This window comes from Dapis hubbardiae BLCC-M172, from assembly GCF_050016015.1.
In the GTDB taxonomy this organism is placed as follows: Bacteria; Cyanobacteriota; Cyanobacteriia; order Cyanobacteriales; family Microcoleaceae; genus Trichodesmium.
On record NZ_JBNHEQ010000133.1, the window covers coordinates 1 to 5751 of the forward strand.

Annotated in this window: 4 protein-coding genes; all 4 read right to left on the reverse strand. The window is 33.8% G+C overall.

The genetic code is table 11. The annotated features are described in order from the left end of the window. Nucleotides 1-648 precede the first annotated feature (648 nt). Nucleotides 649-1449, reverse strand: coding sequence for a peptidoglycan-binding domain-containing protein (locus tag ACP6PK_RS11935; RefSeq protein ID WP_426559783.1), 801 nt, complete (start codon nt 1447-1449; stop codon nt 649-651). A gap of 1735 nt (nt 1450-3184) precedes the next feature. Then, nucleotides 3185-4723: a carboxypeptidase M32 gene (locus tag ACP6PK_RS11940; RefSeq protein ID WP_094673582.1), complete on the reverse strand. Its 1539-nt coding sequence runs from the start codon at nt 4721-4723 to the stop codon at nt 3185-3187. A gap of 406 nt (nt 4724-5129) precedes the next feature. Then, entirely contained in the window at nt 5130-5291 is a 162-nt protein-coding gene (locus ACP6PK_RS11945; RefSeq protein ID WP_426559784.1) for a hypothetical protein, read from the reverse strand. Between the two features lie 96 nt (nt 5292-5387). Then, the coding region (locus tag ACP6PK_RS11950; protein WP_426559785.1) for a tetratricopeptide repeat protein at nt 5388-5751 on the reverse strand (364 nt) is incomplete at its 5' end.

Genomic DNA, 5751 nt, shown 5'->3' on the forward strand with positions numbered 1-5751 from the left:
CTCTTGCCTAAAAAGCAGTAAGATTTTTGCCACAAATATGCGGAGGATTGCTATACAAGATACTTGAAGTTTAAAAAGTAGAATATAATAATTATCATATCTTGCAATGTAGAAAGTTATAAGTGCGATAAAACACCTTAACAACTTAACATAAAAGAATAAAAAAAAATCTACTTAATTACTCCGATAAATACTGTATTTAAAGTCAATATAGAGGATAATTTTTAACTTTATTCAAAGTTTATTTTGCCCGTATTTAATAAGAAAAAAGTCTTGATATTGAATTTAGTGGGATAGATTATCTGCAGTTAAAGCTAATTATATATCAATATAGCAATCCTATTTTATTCGTGTCAAAAATCTTACTGCTTTCTAGGGTACACTTAACTTGGAAAACTTAACTGGTGGGAGTTTCAGTTTTTTTATTTACTTTTTTATTTGTCACAACCTATGCACAGATTACTCTATAAGTATATCAGATTTTGAGCTACAATATACTTAACATTCATGGAGACAACAAAGCAATCAGCGAAAAATATAAAAATCGCTGATTGCTCTTTATAAAGTTGACATATATTTTGATCGAATTATAGTCTGATAGGTAGTCAATTATCAGACAGTAAAAGTATGAGTTAGTTAAGTTGACTCTTACTTCTGATTGAAAGCTGCCCAGGTATTTTGATTAACTATCCCATCAGCTTTAATTCCTTGAGATTTTTGAAATTCTTTAACTGCTCCTGTAGTTTTCACTCCAAATACTCCATCAATTGGCCCTGGATTAAAGCCCATTTTTTCCAGACGAGTTTGTAGGGTTTTGACTTTAGAACCCTTGTCTCCTTTAGCTAATACATTTTCTACTTCAACTACTTGATTTTGCTTTGGGATTGATAATTGTTCTTTTTGAATAGTTCGACGAGAGGCAAATGATGGTTGGGCTAAAGCTTTCCAAGTGGCCTCATCAACTATACCTGTCACACTAAACCCTGCGGACTTTTGAAAAGCTTTCACTGCTTTTGTGGTACGGGCACCAAATACGCTATCTACAGCACCAGGGTTGAAACCTCTAGCTTGTAAACGTCTTTGTACTGCCCATACTTCTGCACCTCTAGCACCCTGCGATATATTCTTTTGATTTTTTTGTTTTTGGGGAACACCAGAATAGAAAGGTTTAGAGAATAGTTCAGGCTGAGTAGGTTTATTGGAAAATCTAGAATTTCCTCGAATAAAAGGTCTCAGAAAAGTTTGATTTTTTTGTTTTTGTCGTAACTTACTTTTAACCTTATCTGGTTGACTAAAGATAGAATTATTGGAATTTAATTTGCGAATTAAGCTTCCTTCTGTTTCTGTTGTCAAAGATTCTGTTTTATTAGAGGCAATTGCTCTGTTGGGGGTAAAACTAAACAGGGCGACTAAACTCAATAGAGTAGTAATAGTAGGGACACGCATCATAATAATTTTGTTGTAATGATTACTGTTTTTGACTGAAAACCCTGACTCTTAATCAAATAACTTTCCTGACTTTTGCAATTTAGACTTTAGCTACAATTAGTGAAGGGTAAAAACCCACTATAGCTATATAGTTAATATTATCATCTTCTATAGGTTTTCAATGATATATGAAACAGAATTATGATTTCTCATAACCAGAAAAAATATCCAAGATATTTCCTATTGTTTCCTATTCCCTGTTTTCTGTTCCCTCTTGTCATTAATCCTAGTTTACATCTCAGCCTGGAAATACTATATATGAAACTTTTTGTATATTTTTTTGTATTGTATTTATTTATTTATTTATTTATTGTTAATTACTTGAGTTAATCTGATTATCCGGAATGAGTAATTCAATACTTACTTGTCATCACCCCCTAGGTATAGGATACCAACTGTTCAACAATTAATAATTAATAATTAATAATTGATAATTGATAATTGATAATTACCTCTCCCTAAAACGGATTGGATTGAATAAAAGGAAAATAAATTCATTGTTTCTCCACGGCGAGTGAGAGGCTTTAAACCTTAATTATTCAGTAACTTTATTAAACTGCATTTATTGGGAATAGTTTAACCAGGAATAGGGAATAGAGATCGATCTTCAATAATTAATAATTACCACTTAAGTAGGTAGGTCTCATCAAATGTTGAAAAAATTGTAGAGGGGCTTAATCGAAATACTTGAAATAAGCACAATTTAGTTTATTAAACCCATTCTAAACTCGTTACATTTAACTTTTAACTTCCGTAAAATGGTATAATGGGAAGATTTAATAATTGTGATTACCTATATTTAGAGAATATTTACAGCCTATTCCATGTAACTGTGGTACACTGATTTTAGTAGATTTGATTAAATGACATGAAAACTTTATTCCATACTTCAAAAACTATTTAAAAATTTAGCGCCACTGTACCTCATAAACCTGGAATCCGCTGTATCACAAACCTTCAGCGCTTTAACAGAACAACCGTTATTACTTCCGAAGTATTATCATTCTTCTAACTTCTAGTACCAATTTTAAAAAAGAATTTTAGGAATAATAAACATTATTAAAATATTTTATCGGAAATTTGTCTTTGATGAAAAAGATAAGTTATATCATGTCCGCTGGTATGGTCGCGTCGTGTGAAAGTTGGGGAAATATTTACCTAATTTAAGGTTTTTCCTTTTCTTCTTCCTTCTTTATTCTTCCTTCTCTCCTAGATAACTAAAGGCTTCTTCCTTAACTTCTCACTTGCAATACTGATGCTACCAGACATGATATTACAAGACAAAAAAAGTATCCAACCTATTCATTCTGACCAAAAAAAAAGGTCTCAAGCCTCCCCTTTTAAGGGGATAAAAAAAGAGAATATTCCTTATGTCAAGCCTCTGGGTTTAGCCAGAAGCAGGTGTTAACTGTTAACTGTTAACTGATAACTGATAACTGATAGCTGATAGCTGATAACTGATAACTGATAACTGATAACTGATAACTGAAATGACTCCTAACTCCTCAGAAATACTCTAGCTATTTGTAGCCAAAACTTATCAAAATGATATAACTTGCTAAGACAAATTTAAAATGTGTCTTAGCTTATTCCCTACCTCTACAAAATCTTGAATTATTAAATCAGTAATCAGGAAAAATATTAGAGCAAAAATCTTAATCTTAGCTTAATTCCCTGTTTTGAAAAAACTTTTTATTCAAGCAATAACTGGAAGTTTAAGATCATATATATTGCTATATTTATCCTGAATATAACGAATAAACGGGTCAATACTTAAAGGTTTACCCGTTACTCGATTAATTAGTTCATTTGCAGTATACTTACGACCATGTTGATGAATATTCTGTTTCAACCATTTATGCAGAAGAGTAAAGTTACCTCGTTCAATACCAAAACTAATTTCAGGGTCAAATTTAACTGAAGCTTCATAAATTTGAGCAGCTATTAAATTACCTAGAGTATAGCCTTGAAACATTCCCCCAACCATATCACCATACCAATGTACATCTTGCATTACCCCTTCACTATCATTAGCAGGAACAAGACCTAAATCTGTTTTATAACGTTCATTCCAGGCTTCGGGAAGGTCTTGAACAGCTAACTTTCCTTCCAACATAGCCAACTCTAAATCAAATCTAATCATCACATGAAGATTGTATGTCACCTCATCAGCATCAGTACGAATGGGCGACTTTTCTACCTTATTAATAGCCCGATAAAATTTGGAAACAGGAATTGAACTAAGTTGCTGGAGAAAAATACCCTGTAGTTGAGGATAAAAACATTCCCAAAATCCACGACTACGACCTACTATATTTTCCCATAATCTAGATTGGCTTTCATGGATACCACTAGAACTTCCTTCGGCAAGGGGAGTACCTTCTAATTCTAAAGCAATACCTTGTTCATAGAGGGCATGGCCTACTTCATGGATGGTACTAAATAAGGCTTCAGTAAAGTTATATTCATACACACGAGTGGTAATACGAACATCCCCAATAGAAAAGCTAGAGGTAAAGGGATGGGGTGTTTCATCTTGTCGCCCCCGTTGAAAGTCAAAGCCAATACGTTCAATAACAGTATGCCCAAACTTTAGTTGTTGTTTTTTTGGATAATGTTGGTACAGACAAGAATCGTCTATAGGTGGTGAAGAGGTAATAGCTTCAACAATGGGTAGTAATTTTTGGCGCAGTTTGTTAAATAAAGGGCGGAGGATGGAGACTGTCATACCTTCATCTACAAAGTCGATGAGTGGATCGGCAATATGTTTGTATGGGAAAAAGCTGGCTAATTCTTGGCTCAGGTCTAATGTTTTTTCTAAGTAGGGTTGTACTAGGGAGAAGTCTTTAAGTGATTTGGCTTTAACCCAGGTTTCATAAGATACAGCCTGATGTTGACAGAATTTGGCCATAAATTCTGGGGGAACTCGGATGGCACGTTCATAGTCTCGGCGAGTAACACGGATCAGGCTAGCTTCGCTAGAGTCGTAGGGAAGGCTTTTTTCGTAGGGGCGTAGGTCTTCGAGGAGTTGACCTATACTTGGGTCGGTAAATTTTTCATGGGCAAATTCTTTGAGGGTAGCTATTTGTCGGCCTCTGGCATAAGTTCCTCCAGTGGGCATATAGGTGGTTTGGTCCCAATTTAGTACGCAGGCGGCGACTTCTAAGTCTTGTATTTGGGTAAGACGGTTTTTGAGTTCTAGATATTTTGGTTCACAAAGACTAATAGTTGACATGATGACAATATAATGTTATTTAATGCGAGTTTTATTTAATTTTTTGCTTATTAGGTGGGGTGAAATATATTAAGTTTATGGTAAACTGCATTCTACCTAAATTCAGTATTAAGTATAGGCAAATTTACACTTTTGATTTTGTTTAGGAATCAGGAGTTAGGAGTTAGGTAGGGGAGCTGTGGGATTGGCGATGTACAGAATTTTAAAGGTTTTCCGTTAATATTAACTGTTATAAAAGTTTTCCGTGTGGCGATCGCTTTTGAAGAAGTTAGAAGTTAGAAGTTAGAACTCAGAAGTAATCTATGAATGAGTTGTAGAATTTATACCGCGCCCTATTTATGTAGTGCTATGCTAGATTATTTACTAGGTAATATTGATGGTTTATTGCTGATTTTCTTTTCCTCAATTAGATATCTAAGATAGTAAGGCTTTTATCTGTCGTTTCAACTAAACCTACTACTGAATTATCTGTCTGAGAGAGTAAAGCTTTTATCTGAGTATTTTCTAATAATTTTGCTGCATCTGCTAATAGTTTATCGCCCCAAAGTTCTTTTTTTAGAAGTTGCAAGTTTCCCCAACTTTTAGTAGGTTGGGTTAAGGAAGCGTAGCTTGCTTTTTATAAGAGCAACCCAACCTACTTTATTAAGATTATCATTTTGATTAATCAAGGTTTTAAACCTATTATTCTGAAAATATGAGTAAAAATTTCTTTCAGTTTGTACCAGCCTATTTTTGTGAGAATATTTTTTATGCTTTGACTAGACATTTCCTCAACAAAATCAGGATTAATTTCCTGGCTTTTCATTATACTGGCATAACCTTCTTTAAAACGGCGCAGTTTTATCAACGCAAGACCTCTGAAATACCAGGCTAGGAAATCTTCTGGATTAATTTTTAGAGCTCTTTCATAAGCAAAAATCGCCTCTTCATATCTTTCTAATTTTATCAGTGCATCTCCTTTACTACTCCAAGCATAGTAATAATCTGGTTGAATTTCTATAGCCTTCTCATAAGCAGCTATTGCCTCT